The following is a 16,424-nucleotide window of genomic DNA, read 5'->3' on the forward strand; positions in this document are numbered from 1 at the left end:
TCCTATGAACATTATAACGAATATTGTCACAGTTTTAGGAGGGTTAATTGTGAACTTTATGTGTCTTTGCGCGTCTGATTGTCCCGCAGCATTCCGGCTTTGGCAATTTGCTGCAGATGATTGATCTCATCCTTGGTCAAATGGCGGTAGGAGCCGCGCTTAAGATTCTGGAGCATGATGTCTCCAAAAGAGATCCGCTTCAGACGGAGAACCGGATGCGACACCGCTTCAAACATCCGCCGGACCTGACGGTTGCGGCCTTCGTGAATGGTAATGCTGATAACCGCTTCCTTGTTGGCTTCATCAATATCCTTGTATTCGACCTCCGCCGGAGCGGTCATGCCGTCTTCCAGCTTAATGCCTGCCTTCAGCTTGTCCAGCGCTGTGCCGTGCGGCACACCCTTGACCGTGGCCAGATACGTCTTGGGCACATGATGCTTCGGATGCGTGAGCAGGTTGGCAAACTCACCGTCATTCGTCAGCAGCAGCAGCCCTTCCGTATCGTAATCCAGACGGCCTACAGGGTACACGCGCTCTGTAATGCCTTTCAGGTAATCCGTTACAACCTTGCGGCCCTTGTCATCCGAGGCGCTTGTAATTACGCCCTTGGGCTTGTTGAACATGATGTAGATCTTATTCTCGCCCCGGATCAGTCTGCCCGAGACTTTGATGATATCTGTTGCGGGGTCCGCCTTCGTGCCAAGCGTAGTTACGAGTTCCCCGTTGACTTCCACTTTACCGGCCAAAATCATTTCTTCACATTTGCGTCTGGACGCCACGCCTGCTTGCGCCAATATTTTCTGTAATCTTTCCATTTTCGACTACTCACCTCAGGTTAATGATAACCATCGGAGGCATAAATCACAAGATCATTCCATGGAAAAAATGCGCCGGGGCAAGTTTGGCTATGCGGCTCAACGACCAAAGGCGACATTTGATAACGTCCGGCCAGCTCCAGAATGAGTTTTCCTGCGGCAAATAACTGCTGCTGGCGTTCCGGAAGCTGCGGCATCTGGTCCGCCTCACCGTAGTTGCCTTCTAGACAAATATGAATATGCTCGGGGTCTGTCAGCAGCGGTGCAGCATAGACCGCCCCGCCCAGCCCGACCCAGAAGTCAAATCCTTTGCCGTTGATGGACGGACAGCGGGAATGATGCAGAATAAAGCCTTTGTATTCCACCCTTTGTCAGCCTCCCTCCGTTTGCTGAAATAGCATATGAAGGGAGGGGGCGGCGGGTGAGGATTGTTTGTTAAAATGTTTGGGGCGGCTGGGAGCCAAAGAAAGGGCGTTGACTAATCGTAACTCCGAGGAATGTTTGGACTTCCGGCCGCTGTTGTCTGCAGATTTCCTGATTAGACCGCTGTAAGCGGTTGAAATCCGCAGACAAAGGCGGTCGCTGACGCTCCTACAGTTCCAAAATCCCTCTCCGTTCCTCCGTCCACGCACGGGTAGACCTAATCACAAAAAGTCCTCACCTCCAGGTGGGGGTGAGGACTGTAGGGCAAGAGCAAGAGCAAGGGCAGGGACAAGGCAAGCGGCTGCCGGGCTGCGCTTGGGAATGAGCACTACCTTTATCAGGTGCATTAATACCCTTCATTTGCTCATCGGGCCGACTTTTGCTGGAATCAGGTGCATTAATACCCTTCATCTACCCATCGGGCCGACTTTTGCTGGAATCAGGTGCATTAATACCCTTCATCTGCTCATCGGGCCGACTTTTGCTGGAATCAGGTGCATTAATACCCTTCATTTACTCTCTCCTGAAGGCCAACAATTGGAAAAACGTATCTTAATTTATTAGTTTCGGGGAAATACGGGGAAGCAGGTGGAAAAAGAGCATTTAATTTGTTCAATTTACCAGCTCCATAAAGAAATACGAATAATTAAGTGTTGTTTATACAACTGCTGTTGCAGCAACGTGCATTTGTTAATCAGCAAGTGGAGGAATTCCAACTAATTTACTTCACTTATCTAGTTATCTAGCTACCCGAACACCAGCAGACATACAGCGATCGCCGCGATGAAGCCGACAATATCCGAGAACAAGCCTACCTTAAGAGCATAACGGCCGTTACGGATGCCTACGGCGCCGAAATAGACGGTCAGTACATATAAGGTTGTATCCGTGCTGCCCTGTATAGTAGAAGCAATCATTCCGATCAGGGAGTCCGGGCCATGGACGCGGATCAGATCCGTGGTATAGGCAAGTGATCCAGTGCCCGTCAGCGGGCGCAAGAGACCGAGCGGAAGAACTTCAGACGGAATACCAAGCCCCTGCATCAGAGGGCTTACAAAGCCCATGAGGAAGTCCAGCGCACCCGAAGCCCGAAAGACGCTGATCGCCACCAGCATACCTACCAGATGAGGGATAATAGCAATCGCTGTACCGAATCCGTCCTTCGCACCTTCAACGAACGATTCATAGACCGGAACCTTGCGGGTGAAGGCATACAGCGGGATAAAGGTAACCATTACCGGGATCGCCCAGGCAGAGATAAGACTGATCAGTTGTAACAAGGACGCCTCACCCCTTCACAGAAGAATGCGGGAGCGCCCCGCTCCCGTTCGCTGCCGCCGTGCCGTTCCTTAGGTGCGGCGGCGGTCCGGGCGGCCTGCGCAGCAGAGCCAGGCGGCGGCACAGCCTGTCCGCCGCAACAGCGGCAAGGGTAGCCACCGCGGTCGCCGCCAGCGTGGTACCCACAATGGCTGCCGGGTCCGCCGATCCGTAATTCAGCCGGATGGCAATCAGGGTCGCCGGTATCAGCGTGATGCTGGCGGTGTTCAGAGCGAGCAGCGTACACATGGCCGGCGTCGCGGTCTCCTTATCCGGATTAAGTGTCTGCAGCTCCTGCATCGCCTTAATCCCCATCGGTGTAGCCGCATTTCCGAGTCCGAGCAGGTTGGCGCTCATATTGGAGAGGATATAGCCGATGGCCGGATGGCCTTTGGGCACATCCGGGAATAGAAAGGATACTACCGGGCCCAGCACTCTGGCGATTTTTTTCAGCAGGTCGGCATCCTCCGCAATCCGCATGATTCCCAGCCAGAACACCAGCACGCTAATCAGCCCGAAGCTTACGGTAACTCCGCTCTTCGCACCGTCGAATACGGCGGCGGTGAATTCATTCATCCGCCCGTTGACCGCTGCGAATACGAACCCGATCAGGATCATCCCCAGCCAGATTCCATTTAACATACCTATCCCCTCCCCCGGTTCATTCTGAATACTGTTTATCTGTCTATCCGTTATTTCCGCTCAGTAGCAAGGCTCGCAGCGCGCTGCCGAATGCCTGCAGCCAGTTGCCCGCCGGATAAGCCAAGGCACTGGCCGAACTGTATTTTTTCACATACGCCGAAGTTTCCGGCGGCAGCTGATCCGGGGTATACACCGGAACCCGGCCGATCTCCTTGCCGCCCAGCTGGAGGATAATCACACCCTTTAGCCCGAAGCTAGTGCCGCCAGTATTGCCGCCCTTATTTACCCCGTCACCGCCGCTTGCTCCTGCTTTACCGCGCGTATCTGTAGCCGCTCCGTTACCAGCTTGCGTACCCGCTGCCCCATGCTCCCCGCTCAATACCAGCTTGTTGACAAGCCTTGCCTCTTCCCCTGCTCCGAGCGGATAAGCAAAGTCCTTGCCGGTCACCAGACTGTAGCCTTTGACGCCTTCTCCCCGCTCTACCAGCGTCTTCAGCGGATAATGGTTGAATCCGAAGTCCAGCAGCGAGGAATGGTCATTCCAGTCATTGCCGTCGTTCAGCGTAACGGCCACAAGCTGCTGCCCGTCACGTGTAGCGGAGCTGACCAGGCAGCGCAGCGCTTTTTTGGTATACCCCGTCTTCACCCCGTCTGCCCCTTCGTAGAGACGCAGCATTTTATTCTTGTTGCTCCACTTGTAGTCCCATTTCTCATAGGGATTGTCCGCCGTCTTCTCTTTGGTGGCTACAATCTCCTTGAACACCGGGTTATGCATCGCATACGCAGTCAGTACGGCCAGATCATTCGCGCTGGAATAATGGCCTTCGGCATCAAGCCCGTGCGGGTTGGCGAAATGGGTATTGGTCAAATTCAGCTCCTGTGCCTTGGCATTCATCAGATAGACGAATCCCTGCTCCGAGCCGCCGACATGTTCGGCAATGGCGGTTGCAGCATCGTTGCCGGAGCGCAGCATCAGCCCGTACAGCATATCTTTCAGCGTCATTTCTTCGCCCAGCTTCAGATACAGCGAGGAGCCCTCCTTGGCAAAAGCATTTTTGCCGACCTTGACCTTTGACGTAATGTCGCCGTTCTCTATTGCCACAAGTGCAGTCATTATTTTGGTCAGACTGGCAATCAGCATAGGCTCATCCCCGCGGCTGCTGTAGAGGATTCTTCCGGATGCTACATCAATCAGCGACGCCGCCCTGGCATGGGTAGAGATCGAAGTGTTCTCAGCCCGGATGGATGGCACCGGCACCAGCGCAAGCAGCAGCACGCACAATAGTAAGGACAGCAAAGATTTTCGGGTTAGTGTCTTCATGTTCATCCTCCGGCTTCTTATCCGTTCCTGGGGTAACGGTTCTTCAGTCTTGCCTGGTTGTACAAGTGTATGCGGGTCATGGGGCAGGTATGTCCTATCCTCTATTTGCCCCAAAAAAAGGGATACCACCCTGTAAGGTGATACCCCAAATATTTATACTCTATGGTTGGTTGCCCGTGAGCGAGTACCGGTTAGTGGGTGGACGGCTCGGTCTCCACTACCGTTTTGGTCACTTTGGCGCTGTGCACCTCTGCCCCCGCAGGAATGCCGCTGGGCTGGAACATATTCTGGATTTTATCAATCAGGTTAGGAGTGGCATCAATAATTTTCTCGAACAGATGGGTTTGATTATCGAGCGGCACAATATGTACCCCTTCCCTGCCAACGACCAGAAATGCGATCGGACGAATAGACACGCCGCCCCCGCTACCGCCACCGAAAGGAAGCATTTTGACACCGGACCCGCTGCCGTTTACGCCTGGAGCATCGTCCTCCACTCTGTAGTCACTGCCGCCTGCAGCGAACCCGAACGCCACCTTGCTGATTGGCAGAATGACACTGCCATCCGGCGTTTCTACAGGATCTCCAACAATTGTATTCACATCAACCATGCCTTTGATATTTTCCATTGCGGTCTGCATGAGACCTTGAATCGGATGATCTGACATTGTTTTTCTCCTCCTCGTGTGTATATAAATGTACCTGCAGTATTTATCTTGCCCACAATGGAATGGAGTATGTAGTTTTTTTATGAACGCTCCCGGCTCAGTAGTTTCTTCCACCGGCCCAGGCCGCCTTCTACCTTGGAGACACGGCGCAGCAGTAGCAGCCCTGCATACATGGCATATCCGGCCGAAAGCTTGCCTGTGCATACCGCTTCCGTTGCAAACGAAGGCTCATCCCGAAATACAGGTGCCACAAACATTCTCGGATTATGCAGCAGTCTGACGAAGGGCGATACCCAGCCGATCATCGTCCACTTGAGTCCCCAGAGTGCCCCTACCGCCGTTGCGGTTGCCGCAGCATCCCCCAGGGAGAAATCCGTTGACCAGTCCAGCTTGGTAATCTTCACATGGGATAAGGTGTCCTTCAACCATTTTTTGAGTCCCCGGGTGGCTTGCAACGCGGTACGTATATTTTTCAACCATTCCGTTACAGATTCCTTATCAACCTGGCTTTCCTTGTCACTGTCCAGCTTCACCGGGGCAATTCCGCTTTTTTCGACTTTGACCTTGATCCCCTGTTCGAGACTTTCAAATACCAGCGTCGGCACTTCATAATGAAATTTAACCAGCCCGAATACAGCCTTGATGTCAAATTCGATACGGTCATCCTTGCCCAGCCTGCATAAACGGAAATGAAAATGGATCGATGACGCCAGAACCAGCAGTAACAGCAGAATCACAAGCAACAGCAGGATTAATGGTATTCCCAGCCATAACGTCACAAGCTTAACCTCCAAGCAGCCTATAGAGTAATGTAATGTGGTGCCTCTGGATTAGTATGGCAATTGTGGCTGGATAAAATTCGGCTATTTCGCAAACATCTCCAAGAAAGTATATCTGTCTCCCCAAAAAATAAATGCCGCTGTCCCGGCGGGACAACGGCATATCTGTACAGCGGCAGTGCGCTGCGGTTATTCTTCCGGTTCATCAAAGGTCATCTGGCTGTCCAGCTTGCTGAACAGCAGCTGGGTTTCTTCTTCGAGACCTTCGGAGGTATCGAAGCTCGACGGCTCCGGCAGCTCCTTCAGACTGGCCAGCCCGAAGCTGTCGAGGAAGGATTTGGTCGTGCCGTACAGGATCGGACGCCCGACAGCCTCAGCCCGGCCCACTTCATGGATCAGATCCTTGTTGCCCAGTGTGTGAATCGCCCGTTCGGATTTCACACCGCGGATCTCTTCAATCTCCACTCTCGTAATGGGCTGGCGGTAAGCCACAATGGCGAGTGTCTCAAGCGCCGCCTGGGACAGCGATGACCTTGAAGGCGAATACGCCAGACGTTCGAAATATTGCGCATGCTCAGGAAGTGTCGCCAGCCGGTAATTACCGGCAATCTGCACCACCTGAAGGCCGCGGCTCTGCGAGAGGTAATCCTCCTTCAGGTCATCCAGTGCCCTTGTAGCCAGATCGGGCCGCTGCTCGGTAATCTCGGCAATCTGCCGGACCGACAGACCTTCATCGCCGGAGAGAAACAGCAGACCTTCAATAATTGATTTCAGCGTGTTGTAGTCCATTGACATCCTCTCCTCCTCTCCACTCCATTACAATATCGTCAAATAATTTCTCCTGATAGCAGAGAATAGCCTTCATCTTCATCAGCTCCAGGATCGCCAGGAAGGTAGCGACAATCTCATGCCGGTCCATCTCCTCATGCAGCAGGGACGAGAACCGCAGTCTGCCGCCCGTACCTTTGCGCTGCAACGCTTCCGATACTTCGCGAATCCGGTCCTTGACCGAAATCTCATCCCGGGTAATCCGCTGATAGGAGGTTCTCCGGGCGGCCTTGCTGAGTGCCTTGCGGAACGCAGCGATCAGGTCGGCGGTATGCAGACCCTTCAGCGTATGGTCAGTCTGCGCAGGAACAAAGGGGCCCAGATCCTCCGGCTCCTTCGTAAAAATTAGACTGCGCTCACTCTCCATATCCAGCAGCTGCACAGCAATGCTCTTGAACTTGCGGTATTCAATCAGTCGCTGCACCAGCTCTGCACGCGGATCATAGCCGTCATCCTCATAATAATCGAAATCCTCGATTTCAATTACCGGCGGCTTCGGCAGCAGCAGCTTGCTCTTAATCGACAAGAGGGTGGCAGCCATTACCAGAAATTCGCTGGTGATATCAAGTTCAAGCTCCTGCATCCCCTGCAGGTATTCCATATACTGCTCCGTGATCTCGCTGACCGGAATGTCCTGGATGTCGATTTCCGCTTTGTCAATCAGATGCAAGAGCAGATCGAGCGGACCTTCGAACGTCTCCAGCTTGTACAATACAGTCACGCGGTTTCCTCCAGCCCAAAAAAAGTAAAGTGCAGCGCCGCACGGACGCTACACAAGTAGAAAGATCTATGTTCATGCTTTCTTCTCATACCTATAAATAAGCACGACTTAGGCTGATCCGTCAAGAGGGGGATTATTTGAAAAGCTTGTTCAGGTTTGCCATTTCAATAGCGGCAGTCGCTGCATCCCAGCCTTTGTTGCCCGCTTTGGTCCCGGAACGTTCAATGGCCTGTTCAATATTCTCGGTAGTGACTACACCAAAAATCGTCGGCACACCGGTCTTGAGATTAATGGCCGCAACCCCTTTGGCCACTTCATTGCACACATAATCATAATGTGTTGTAGAACCGCGAATCACCGTACCGAGTGTGATTACCGCATCGTATTTGCCGCTTTCGGCCATTTTTTGAGCGATCAGCGGAATTTCAAATACCCCCGGGACCCAGGCAACATCCACTTCATCATCGGCTGCACCATGGCGTTTGAACGCATCGAGTGCGCCTGAGAGCAGCTTGCTGGTAATGAACTCATTGAAACGTCCAACGACAACCCCGTATTTCAAACCCTCAGATACTAAGTGTCCTTCAAAATAATTCGGCATAATACTCATCAACCCTTCGTGTATAGGATAGGTAATCTATGATTAAATTTTGGTATTCTCATTTTGTTCGATCTTGTCAAAATTCAGCAGATGGCCAAGCTTGGCCTGCTTCGTATGCAGATACTTGGTGTTGTCCTTGTTCTCCGGCATCTGGATTGCTACGCGCTCCACCACCTCAAGGCCGTAACCTTCCAGCCCCTTAATCTTGCGCGGATTGTTGGTCAGGAGCCGAATCTGGCGTATCCCCAGATCCTTGAGAATCTGTGCGCCGATGCCGTAATCCCGCAGGTCAGCCGCGAAGCCCAGCTTCAGGTTGGCATCCACGGTATCCAGCCCTTCTTCCTGCAGCTTGTAGGCGCGCAGCTTATTGATCAGGCCGATTCCTCTGCCTTCCTGGCGCATATAGAGAAGAACGCCTCTGCCGGCCTCTTCAATCTGGCGCAGCGCCGCTTCGAACTGCGGCCCGCAGTCGCAGCGGTGCGAATGGAACACATCGCCGGTCAGGCACTCGGAATGCACACGCACCAATACCGGCTCGCTACCAGAGATATCGCCCTTGACCAGGGCAACATGCTCCTTGTCATCCACTTCGTTAGTATAGGCAATGGTCTGGAAATCCCCGAAATCCGTCGGCAGATTCACCGCTACCTCGCGGGTAACCAGATGCTCCTTCTCATTGCGGTAGTGAATGAGGTCTTTGATGCTGATCAGCTTCAGATCGTGCTTCTCGGCGATCTCAATCAGGTCAGGCAGGCGGGCCATGGTACCGTCCACCTTCACAACTTCGCAGATGACGCCTGCCGGATAAGCCCCGCACATACGGGCCAGATCAACAGCAGCTTCGGTGTGGCCGGAACGCCGCAGGACTCCGCCCTTCTTGGCAATCAGCGGGAACATATGCCCCGGTCTGCGGAAGTCGGCCGGCTTCGCATTCGGGTCCAGCATCGCCTTAATGGTCTGGGACCGTTCTCCGGCAGAGATACCAGTAGTCGTATCTGCATGATCCACAGAAACGGTAAACGCGGTGCCGTGATTATCGGTATTCTGGCTAACCATCGGGTGCAGGTCCAATTCTTCAGCACGTTCCGCCGTAATCGGTACGCAGACCAGGCCGCGTCCTTCGGTAATCATGAAGTTAATAACCTCAGGTGTGGCACGCTCCGCCAGAGCGACGAAGTCTCCTTCATTCTCACGGTCCTCATCATCCACCACGATGACGACCTTACCGCGCATCAAATCATAGATCGCATCCTCAATCGGGTCCAGGACACTGTCCTTATTATTTTGCTGGCTCATATTGCTGTCCTCCTGATGGCTATACGCCGCCTGACGGCTGCCGTATGCCTAATCTATAAATTATACGAACCCGTTGGCCGCCAGAAAGTCATGGCTGATCTTCGAGCTTCCTGCATCGTCCTCATTGCCTGCTCGCGAACCGTAATGGAGCAGATGATCCACGTATTTACCCAGCACATCGCATTCGATATTCACACGGTCCCCCGGACGCTTGTGGGCCAGCACCGTTTCACCCAGCGTGTGCGGGATAATCGACACGGTAAACGTTCCGGCTTCCGTCATCACAACCGTTAGGCTGATGCCATCTATTGTAATGGAGCCTTTGGGAATAATGAATTTGAACAAGGCTCTGTGGTCCGGCGCAATCTCGAACACGACTGCATTCTGGTCACGCCTCACGCTGCGGATCTCGCCGGTTCCATCCACATGCCCTTGGACAATATGTCCCCCGAAGCGTCCGCCGGCAGCCATCGCGCGTTCCAGATTCAGTTTGCCCCCGGTGCGCAGCTCTTTGAGCGTGCTGTTGCGGTAAGTCTCGGGCATGACGTCAACGGTGAAGTGATGGTCTCCGAGTGAGGTTGCCGTGAGACAGACACCATTAACAGCCACACTGTCGCCGATCTTCAGATCTCCCATAATAAGCGAGGCTCCGATATTCAGCACCATCATCTCCCCGCCGCTAGTGACGCTGCGGAGGACACCCACCTCTTCTATCAAGCCGGTGAACATACCATCCCTCCTTCATAAATTGCTGTAATGTTAACGTACCGGAACACCGCTGATACACACATTATCTCCGAGCACTTCCACTTCCAATCCTTCAAGCGTAACCGCATCGCGCATCCGTTCCACACCGCTGAAATCGAATGCTCCCGCCGCATCCGCGCCGCCGCCTACAATCTTCGGAGCGAAGAAAAGCACGACCCGGTCAATAAGCCCCTGCTCCAGCATCGCCCCGTTCAGCGTACCGCCGCCTTCAAGCAGAATCGAACCAATCTCCATCGCTCCAAGCGCAGCCATTGCAGCCTGCAGATCAACCCGGGGACCGCTCCCTGCGGCAATCACCTGTACCCCTGCTGCAAGCAGCGCCGCTCTGCGGGCAGGATCGGCTGCTTCTGTAGTTACAACCACCGTGGGAGCCAGCCCGTCAGTGACTACAGCGCTGTCCGGCGGAAGCCGCAGCGAAGAGTCAATAATGATCCGGAGCGGGTTCAGTCCCGGCACATTCAGCCTCGTCGTCAGCGAAGGGTTATCGGCAATCACTGTATTCACCCCGACCATAATCCCCTGATGGCGGTGACGCAGGGTATGTACAAGCTCCCGGGCTTCAGCATTCGAGATCCATTTGCTGTCACCGGTCCGGGTGGCGATTTTGCCGTCCAGTGTGCTGGCACTCTTCAGGGTCACGAACGGCTGCTTCGTCAAAATATACTTGATAAACTTCTCGTTCAGCCGGGCAGCACGGCCCCGCAGCAGACCGACTTCGACGTCAATCCCCTGTTCGCGCAGCATCTCAATGCCCCGGCCTGCCACCTGAGGATTAGGGTCCTCACAGGCGACTACCACTCTTGCCACACCTTCGTCAATCAGACGCTGGCTGCAGGGCGGCGTAATGCCGTAATGGCTGCAGGGTTCGAGCGTAACATATGCCGTACTGCCTTTCGCTTTACCCGCCGCCATATTCAGGGCATGAACCTCGGCGTGTCCGGTCCCGCGCTGCAGATGGGTTCCAATACCGATCATGACGCCATCCTTCACGACTACGCAGCCGACCACCGGATTAATGCCGGTCTGTCCCTGTGCCCTCTCCGCCATATCCAGCGCAAGGGACATATAGAACTCATCATTCATCTTATCCATGTCTTGCCTCCTATCCCTGGCTGTATTCTCTATAATGTGTACAATCCAAACAGAAAAACCCGCCTTAATCTCCAGGAGGAGTTCAAGACGGGATATACGAGAGGTAACGGCAGCTAGAGTAAAAATATGCGTAAATAAACGCCTGGTCCCAGGCATTGTGAAAGTTCGCACATAATAATCGAAAACACTGCAGTCCGGCCGCCTACGAAGCGCGGCACGTGAATCTCTCCTTCTTCCATCCAGACTATACTGTCGGTCCCGGAATTGCACCGGGTCCACCGTCCGTATGAAGCTCATACGAATCGGGTAGCGGACTAAGCGTCAGAATCGGCTATACTCAGCCAGATCCAGCAGCATCACCGCCGGTAGGGAATCACACCCTGCCCTGAAGGATTGATCTATTCAGTTGAGTAACAAGTTTTGCCTACAACAAAATTATCACTTCGCTGCGTGAAATGCAAGTGTGTTTCGGAAATTTACTATATTTATGTAACTTAGTTCCCCTACATTCCTGACTCCCGCTGCTTGTCCGTTCTCAGCAGATCACGGATTTCTGTCAGCAGGACTACCTCAGGTGCCGGAGCAGGTGTCTCTACCACTTCAACTTTGACCGTTTCCTTGCGTCTGAACCGGCTGCTCAGCTTCACTACCATGAAGATCGAGAAGGAAATAATGAAGAAGTCCAGCACGGTTTGCAGGAACAGTCCATACTTCACATTGGCATCCCCGATTCCGAAGCTCAGCCCCTTCAGATCAACGCCCCCACTAATCAGGCCGATCAGCGGCATAATGATATCAGCCACCAAAGAGGTTACAATTTTGCCGAACGCTGCTCCAATGACCACTGCTACCGCCAGATCCAGCACATTGCCTTTCATGGCGAAGCTTTTAAATTCTTTCCACATCACGATGCTCCCTCCGAAACTTTGAATTTGAAATTATTATAGCATTTATAGATTGGTTTAAACACGCTGATGCGGAAAGTTTCCTTCCGCCGAACCAAAAGGAGTATGCCGGAGAATAGTCTGCGAGGGTGGCGCTCCCTGCTACAGCAACAGTCCTGCCACCGCAACAGTAACCTGCTTCTGCAAGTAAATGGAATAATGTATCTTAATTCGCCGCTTTTTGAAGAAGAGGCCTTAGCAAGTGGAAAAACAGCATCTGTTACTCGGAGTTTACTCAACTTCGGAAGAAGTGGGATGATTTAAGCTGCATTTTTCCAACTACTGTTTCACCAAAGCCCATTCCTCCATCAGCAAGTGGACAAAATCCAACTGCTATTTCCGGTCTCTTGCCAACTAAGCCTAGTCAGCCGTTCTCAACTCTATTTAAGACACACTTAAGATTTGAACCTGAAGCTTCATCGTCACTACGGTGAACATTTGGACTTTCGGCCGCTGTTTCTCCTGATTTCTTGATTGTAGAAACGACTATGCCGTCCTTCAAAAGCGCAGCATCCGCTTCCGCTTCAGTGAGAAAGATAAAAAAGCAGGCATACGAACGCGTACCGTCCGTATACCTGCTGCTAATCATGTCTATCTTTGGTTAACCTCTGGTCAATCGCTGATCTATCTCTGGTCAATCGCTGATCTATCTCTGGTCTATCTCCGGTCTGCCCTAATCCTGTTTGCGTGTTCTGCGGAATACCCGGCTGAGTATGAAGCCTGCGAGAATCAGGCCCATCCCTGTCAGGTAGATCGGCAGCGGGCTGCTCTCCCCTGTCTGGGGCAGCGTACCGCTACCATCTGTACTGGAGAGGGTTCCCTTAGGGACATCCTCATCTTCAGCGTCCACAGTGCCGAGCGGGAGGTCCTCATCAATAGCTGTCTCCGTCTCAGTTACAGTCGGCGCTGGAGTAGCTGACGCTGCCGGAGCCGATGGCTGCGCTGTTCCAGGCAGGCCCGGGCCGGCTGGAATCTCAGCATCGTCAATGATAATGCCTGGCGTAGACGTACCTGCCGGTGTAGGAACTGGTGTAAACACAGGGCCAATCGGCGGTGCTGTAGGAGCAGGAGTAACCCCTGGACCCACTGTATCTGTCGGCACTGGCGACGGAACTGTTGTCGGAACTGGAGTCTCTACCGGTGTATCCGTTGGTACCGGTGTGACTGCCGGTGTCGGCGTAGCGGTCGGCTGAGCCGCAAGTGTATTATACAGCGTCAGATTCAGAACGGCTGACGAGCCAATAGTCACCGGATGCTCGGTAGTATCCAGCACATAGCCCGCAGGCGCTACTGTTTCAATCAGGATATAGCTTCCCAGCCATATGTTGTTGAATACAGCACTGCCTGCCGCATCCGTGGTACGGGTATTCACCAGCACCCGGTCGCTTCCATTCAGGCGGTAGAGCTCATAGGTTGCTCCGGCCAGTGATTTGGTTGTGTCGCCTGCATCCAGCTTATGAATGTTCAGCGTACCTCTGACCCCGCTGCCGGTTCCAGATCCGCTGGATACACCTACAATAACCTCTGTAGTGGTATCCTTGTTGACAAGCTTAACGTTATTGCCGCTGAAGTTAACACTGTTGACCAATTTATCCCCTGTGTTCGCTACGATCAGCGATTGATATTCAAGCACATAAGCGGAATGAATATCCTGGAGGAAGCTAAGGACAAATGTCTGCTTGCCTTGTGCATCCGCACTTATATTCAAGCTGTAATCCGTATCCTTCACCAGCTTGTCGCCGCTCTTCGTGATCTCCCCGTTCGCGGATGTTACTGTGCGGTACAGTTGGAAGCTGTCAGGCAACAGGATCTGATTCGTGCTAGGTACGTCAGTAATAACGGCATTCTTGACATGGGACTGGGTGCGGTTGATCGCAATCGTCCAGTTCAGCTTATCTCCGTTCTGCACACCTTTTTTGAACACATATTCGTCCCCATGCGGGATGTCTACCACAGCCTTCAAGTCTTTGGAGACCTGCTTCGTGCCATCCAGCAGCTTCGCCGTATTGGCTACCTTGGTTCCAATCAGTTGTCCTGCCAGGCTGGTCTTGAATACCACATAATAAGGCGAATTAATGGCGTTGGCAAAATCAACCTTCAGCTCATTGTTACTGCCCACGCTATAGCTGTACTCATTCCCGTTAACCTCAGCACCGGGGCTATGGCTTCCGTCCTTCGCAATGTTCATCTTGAAGACCTTGAGTGAACCCGGCACCAGGGACTGTCCGTCGCCCAGTACATCCGTGACCCCGGGATCAGCGATGGCTTTGCTGTTGTAATTGACGCCCACAGTCCAGGTCAGCTCTTTGGAGGAAGCATCATAGGTCCCGGATTTGAACCCATTGTTCTTCACCTCAGGATTAGGAATGAACTTCCCGCTGGCTTCCGTCCACTGTGCTTTGTTCTGAGCGTCCTTCCAGTCAATCCGTGCGACATTGATGAAATCATTCGTATTGCCGGTAAGCCAGTCATTGCTGAATTCTGTCTGATAACTAATCGTATAAGTTCCAGTAACTGGTGAGTTGAACTTCACCTTGAAGCCATCGTTGGGCTTAACCGGCGAATTCACAAGCAGGGTATAGGCCGAAGGGTTAACCACTGTACCGGATAGGGTACGGACTACCAGTGAACCCGGGATAACTTTCTGTCCGCCCTGCGGAAAACTGTCGGTAACCACCACTTCGTTCATCGGATAATTATCGCCGTTGAATGTGATTTTCCAGTCTGTGGTGTGTGTATTGTAATTCACGCCGGACAGATTCTTATAGATAATAATAGGCCGGATCAGTTGAGTCGCCTTGCTGCTGTAGGTACTGTCAGAGACCGTGTTGGTGATCTTGGTATCGCTGAACACACGGTCTGCGGCTTTGGTCGTATATTCGATCAGATAAGCCGATTTCACTGTATTCTTGAACTCCAGTCTGAATCCATTGCCGGATGCGTCAGTAACAGGGGTTACAGTGTAGTCTGTACCTGCGGTCAGAGCCGTGCCTTTGGCTGCTTCTCCCGCTGAATTCAGGGTAACAGGATAAATCTTGACCGAATTCTCGACCAGCAGCTGGGAAGGATTGAACACATCCGTCAAAACCGCATTCTCCGGGGAGATCGTCCGGTTATTGTAATTGTATTCGATAGCCCAGTTAATGGTCTGAGTGCCCCAGTCATAGCGGACTGCTTTTTTGTTAAGGCTGCCGCCGCGTTCTATGACGACCGTATCCGAAGCGCTTACCGGGTCACGGCCATCTCCTGTGAAGGCTGCCGTATTGGTGAAGCTGGACAAGTTGTCATTGACTACCTGTGTCGTATAGGCAATGCGGTATGCTCCTGTAATCACGGGGTCTGTGAACCGGAGTGTCAGAGCTCCCCCGGAGATGTCCGCAGTGTATTTGCTGCTGTCTACAAGCTGGCCTTGCGTTACCGTGCCGTCTAGCAGAACATTCAGCTGGTACACTGCAAGGGTAGCCGTGCTGTCCAAGGACAGCCCTGCCGGGATCGGGTCGGTCACAGCCGCATGGCTGACCGGCTCCAGTCTTTTGTTAACATCGACCGTCCAGGAAATATGATCTGCGTTGAAGCCGCTGGAGATCCCCTTCTTGGCAATAGTCGAACCTACTGTAGGCTTGAACGATACCGTAATCGTCTGCACACCGCCGTTCACCGGGAACAGGATCTGCTGGACGATGCTGCCGCTGATCACTTTTTTATCAAATTGGGTATTAATACGTAAGGTGCCCTGAATATTGGCATGACTCTCAATGTAGTCGTTGAAGGTCATCACTACCTGATGTGTGGACTGGTTGACTGTGAAGGTACCTACACTCCCGTCCTCCGATTCCAGTCCGCCCTGAATATCATTGAACAGCTGGAATTGCTCAGGAAGCTGGAAGGTGAAGCTGTCTCCCTGGTTATAGCCATGGTCGTTCGGAAGCGCCCAGGTATAATCCAGCACCACTGTCGAATCCACATCGTAGACGCTGCCGGTCACCGTCTGGCCATCCGGACCATATACCGCCATGGACACACTGGTAATAATGTCCCTGTCCTGTTCAATCGCCGCCGCTGTAACCTGCTGGGTAAACCCCAGCCCATAGGCAAACTGTACAAATAACATCATCAGGACCACTGCCAGGCTTGTTCTTTTTTTTACCATTTTCCTATAATCCCCCGTTCTTTCGTTTGTTCTGAAGCAAGCATGCTAAAAAGATGGCT

15 protein-coding genes and 1 riboswitch are annotated in these 16,424 nt (G+C 52.8%); all 15 genes read right to left on the reverse strand.

What is annotated here, in order from left to right; translation table 11 throughout:
* Positions 1–56: 56 nt before the first annotated feature.
* Positions 57–815, reverse strand: coding sequence for a pseudouridine synthase (locus KDC22_RS21135; RefSeq protein ID WP_173129231.1), 759 nt, complete (start codon positions 813–815; stop codon positions 57–59).
* A gap of 20 nt (positions 816–835) precedes the next feature.
* On the reverse strand, positions 836–1,180 hold the full coding sequence (locus KDC22_RS21140; protein WP_173129234.1) for a peptidoglycan recognition protein family protein: 345 nt from the start codon (positions 1,178–1,180) through the stop codon (positions 836–838).
* A gap of 804 nt (positions 1,181–1,984) precedes the next feature.
* Positions 1,985–2,518 carry a spore maturation protein gene (locus tag KDC22_RS21145; protein ID WP_281424926.1) on the reverse strand — a complete coding sequence of 178 codons (534 nt, stop codon included), beginning with the start codon at positions 2,516–2,518 and terminating at the stop codon, positions 1,985–1,987.
* A 7-nt stretch (positions 2,519–2,525) separates the two neighbouring features.
* A complete protein-coding gene (locus tag KDC22_RS21150; RefSeq protein WP_211720227.1) occupies positions 2,526–3,197 on the reverse strand; it encodes a nucleoside recognition domain-containing protein in 672 nt (223 codons plus the stop codon).
* Positions 3,198–3,240: 43 nt separating this feature from the next.
* Complete coding sequence (locus KDC22_RS21155; RefSeq protein WP_246552808.1) at positions 3,241–4,524, reverse strand: D-alanyl-D-alanine carboxypeptidase family protein; 1,284 nt, start codon at positions 4,522–4,524, stop codon at positions 3,241–3,243.
* A gap of 185 nt (positions 4,525–4,709) precedes the next feature.
* Entirely contained in the window at positions 4,710–5,186 is a 477-nt protein-coding gene (gene ytfJ / locus KDC22_RS21160) for a GerW family sporulation protein (RefSeq protein WP_173129246.1), read from the reverse strand.
* A gap of 80 nt (positions 5,187–5,266) precedes the next feature.
* Positions 5,267–5,965, reverse strand: a complete 699-nt coding sequence (locus tag KDC22_RS21165) for a DUF2953 domain-containing protein (RefSeq protein WP_211720229.1) — start codon at positions 5,963–5,965, stop codon at positions 5,267–5,269.
* A 189-nt stretch (positions 5,966–6,154) separates the two neighbouring features.
* Positions 6,155–6,754 carry an SMC-Scp complex subunit ScpB gene (scpB, locus tag KDC22_RS21170; RefSeq protein WP_173129253.1) on the reverse strand — a complete coding sequence of 200 codons (600 nt, stop codon included), beginning with the start codon at positions 6,752–6,754 and terminating at the stop codon, positions 6,155–6,157.
* Complete coding sequence (locus tag KDC22_RS21175; RefSeq protein ID WP_173129256.1) at positions 6,723–7,514, reverse strand: segregation and condensation protein A; 792 nt, start codon at positions 7,512–7,514, stop codon at positions 6,723–6,725. Before KDC22_RS21175 ends, scpB begins: the two co-directional genes overlap by 32 nt.
* 133 nt (positions 7,515–7,647) lie before the next feature.
* Complete coding sequence (gene ribH, locus KDC22_RS21180) at positions 7,648–8,115, reverse strand: 6,7-dimethyl-8-ribityllumazine synthase (protein WP_036698212.1); 468 nt, start codon at positions 8,113–8,115, stop codon at positions 7,648–7,650.
* A 42-nt stretch (positions 8,116–8,157) separates the two neighbouring features.
* The gene (locus KDC22_RS21185; RefSeq protein WP_173129259.1) at positions 8,158–9,411 is read right to left on the reverse strand and encodes a bifunctional 3,4-dihydroxy-2-butanone-4-phosphate synthase/GTP cyclohydrolase II; all 1,254 of its coding nucleotides are present in this window, start codon (positions 9,409–9,411) and stop codon (positions 8,158–8,160) included.
* A 60-nt stretch (positions 9,412–9,471) separates the two neighbouring features.
* Positions 9,472–10,140 (reverse strand): riboflavin synthase, encoded by a 669-nt coding sequence (locus KDC22_RS21190; protein ID WP_211720230.1) that lies wholly within the window; start codon positions 10,138–10,140, stop codon positions 9,472–9,474.
* Positions 10,141–10,170: 30 nt separating this feature from the next.
* Positions 10,171–11,271, reverse strand: a complete 1,101-nt coding sequence (ribD, locus tag KDC22_RS21195; RefSeq protein ID WP_211720231.1) for a bifunctional diaminohydroxyphosphoribosylaminopyrimidine deaminase/5-amino-6-(5-phosphoribosylamino)uracil reductase RibD — start codon at positions 11,269–11,271, stop codon at positions 10,171–10,173.
* A gap of 223 nt (positions 11,272–11,494) precedes the next feature.
* Positions 11,495–11,668, reverse strand: a riboswitch (FMN riboswitch).
* A 106-nt stretch (positions 11,669–11,774) separates the two neighbouring features.
* Entirely contained in the window at positions 11,775–12,176 is a 402-nt protein-coding gene (mscL, locus tag KDC22_RS21200; protein ID WP_211724130.1) for a large conductance mechanosensitive channel protein MscL, read from the reverse strand.
* 712 nt (positions 12,177–12,888) lie between these two features.
* Positions 12,889–16,365 (reverse strand): collagen binding domain-containing protein, encoded by a 3,477-nt coding sequence (locus KDC22_RS21205; protein WP_211720232.1) that lies wholly within the window; start codon positions 16,363–16,365, stop codon positions 12,889–12,891.
* Between the last annotated feature and the right edge of the window lie 59 nt (positions 16,366–16,424).

Source organism: Paenibacillus tritici, assembly GCF_018207515.1.
In the GTDB taxonomy this organism is placed as follows: Bacteria; Bacillota; Bacilli; order Paenibacillales; family Paenibacillaceae; genus Paenibacillus_AQ; species Paenibacillus_AQ tritici.

Coding starts and splice junctions, on each gene's coding strand:
- KDC22_RS21135 (WP_173129231.1), bottom strand. CDS start 815: ATGGAAAGATTACAGAAAATATTGGCGCAAGCAGGCGTGGCGTCCAGA.
- KDC22_RS21150 (WP_211720227.1), bottom strand. CDS start 3,197: ATGTTAAATGGAATCTGGCTGGGGATGATCCTGATCGGGTTCGTATTC.
- KDC22_RS21155 (WP_246552808.1), bottom strand. CDS start 4,524: ATGAACATGAAGACACTAACCCGAAAATCTTTGCTGTCCTTACTATTG.
- ytfJ (WP_173129246.1), bottom strand. CDS start 5,186: ATGTCAGATCATCCGATTCAAGGTCTCATGCAGACCGCAATGGAAAAT.
- scpB (WP_173129253.1), bottom strand. CDS start 6,754: ATGGACTACAACACGCTGAAATCAATTATTGAAGGTCTGCTGTTTCTC.
- ribH (WP_036698212.1), bottom strand. CDS start 8,115: ATGCCGAATTATTTTGAAGGACACTTAGTATCTGAGGGTTTGAAATAC.
- KDC22_RS21185 (WP_173129259.1), bottom strand. CDS start 9,411: ATGAGCCAGCAAAATAATAAGGACAGTGTCCTGGACCCGATTGAGGAT.
- KDC22_RS21190 (WP_211720230.1), bottom strand. CDS start 10,140: ATGTTCACCGGCTTGATAGAAGAGGTGGGTGTCCTCCGCAGCGTCACT.
- ribD (WP_211720231.1), bottom strand. CDS start 11,271: ATGGATAAGATGAATGATGAGTTCTATATGTCCCTTGCGCTGGATATG.
- mscL (WP_211724130.1), bottom strand. CDS start 12,176: ATGTGGAAAGAATTTAAAAGCTTCGCCATGAAAGGCAATGTGCTGGAT.
- KDC22_RS21205 (WP_211720232.1), bottom strand. CDS start 16,365: ATGGTAAAAAAAAGAACAAGCCTGGCAGTGGTCCTGATGATGTTATTT.